Source organism: Vibrio sp. 10N.222.46.A1 (assembly GCF_041473595.1).
GTDB lineage: Bacteria > Pseudomonadota > Gammaproteobacteria > Enterobacterales > Vibrionaceae > Vibrio > Vibrio tasmaniensis_A.
In genome coordinates this window covers 1-1,038 of record NZ_JBFRSN010001824.1, presented here as the reverse complement: position 1 = coordinate 1,038, position 1,038 = coordinate 1, and the positions used below count along the sequence as shown (strand labels likewise).

At 33.8% G+C, this 1,038-nt stretch carries 2 protein-coding genes; one reads left to right on the top strand and one right to left on the bottom strand.

What is annotated here, in order from left to right; all coding sequences use genetic code 11:
* The coding region (locus AB4496_RS29480) for an AraC family transcriptional regulator (RefSeq protein WP_372133684.1) at nucleotides 1-497 on the bottom strand (497 nt) is incomplete at its 3' end.
* A gap of 194 nt (nucleotides 498-691) precedes the next feature.
* Here AB4496_RS29480 and AB4496_RS29475 point away from each other — a divergent pair.
* Nucleotides 692-880 carry a Flp family type IVb pilin gene (locus tag AB4496_RS29475; RefSeq protein WP_009847502.1) on the top strand — a complete coding sequence of 63 codons (189 nt, stop codon included), beginning with the start codon at nucleotides 692-694 and terminating at the stop codon, nucleotides 878-880.
* Nucleotides 881-1,038: the final 158 nt, after the last annotated feature.

Genomic DNA, 1,038 nt, shown 5'->3' with positions numbered 1-1,038 from the left:
CAGTGACATTTCTCGGCGATCTCTGTTTCTCTGATTTCTTTGTTGATGTTGTCCATCACAAAGTTAATAACTTCGGATGTGAAGACCTTTACAGGCAGTTGGTTGTTGTTGTTTGTGTCTCTGTCGATATCGAAGTGGGACTCGAACATATGCTGTGTCTTGGCCTTAAGCTCTTCGAATTGACTGGTCAGATGATTACTGTTTGTTTCTATGATGAAAAATATATTCTTATGATTTCGAACGATATTAGGTAACGGGTCAGAGCAAATAATGACAATTCTTTTGTTCAAATTTTCGCAAATAGATAAAGCCATGGTAAGTAGTTGGATTTTATCTGCGCTATTCAATATGAAAAATACCAATCTTACATCTAAGTTACTGATTATAGATATGTCTTGTTTGAAGTTTTTTATAGAAAAATAGTGGCCTATTTTATTAATAATAACGGAGTTGAAATCACTATCTTTGTCCGACAATAACGGAGTTACTATTTTCATATTAATATAATCTTCGTTTCATATCGGTTTTTTTGTCTAAAAACAACCGAATAACAAGTAATAGTAATTAGATTAGAAGTACCACAAGAAAGTGCAAGTAAATGGCAAAATAATCCTAACCTAATATATCGTTCAGCTCTAGATTTAGTTTACAGGTAAATAAAACCTGATACGTAAATCAAGGAGAGATTCTTATGAATAACCTATTGAAAAACATTAAAGAATTTATGAATGATGAAGAAGGTTTAACGGTCATCGAATATGTGATCGGTGCTGCTATGCTCGTGTTAGGGTTGACAACCATATTCAGTGGAATTGGTAATGTATTGTCAGCGAAACTCAGTGCTATTGTTAATGCTATTAGTACGACAACAGCCCCGTAGACACTATGAATAAAAAGGGAATTAGAAAGCAGAAAGGACTAACTATTGTCGAGTACGTTATCGGTGCTGCTTTACTTGTCATTTTTGCTTGGGCCATATTCTCTGGTATAGCTACAGCCTTATTCAGTAAATTCATAATAATTGTGTCAGGTATATAA

Bases quoted from the DNA above. Each gene is read 5' to 3' on its own strand.
- AB4496_RS29475 (WP_009847502.1), top strand. From the start codon at position 692: ATGAATAACCTATTGAAAAACATTAAAGAATTTATGAATGATGAAGAA.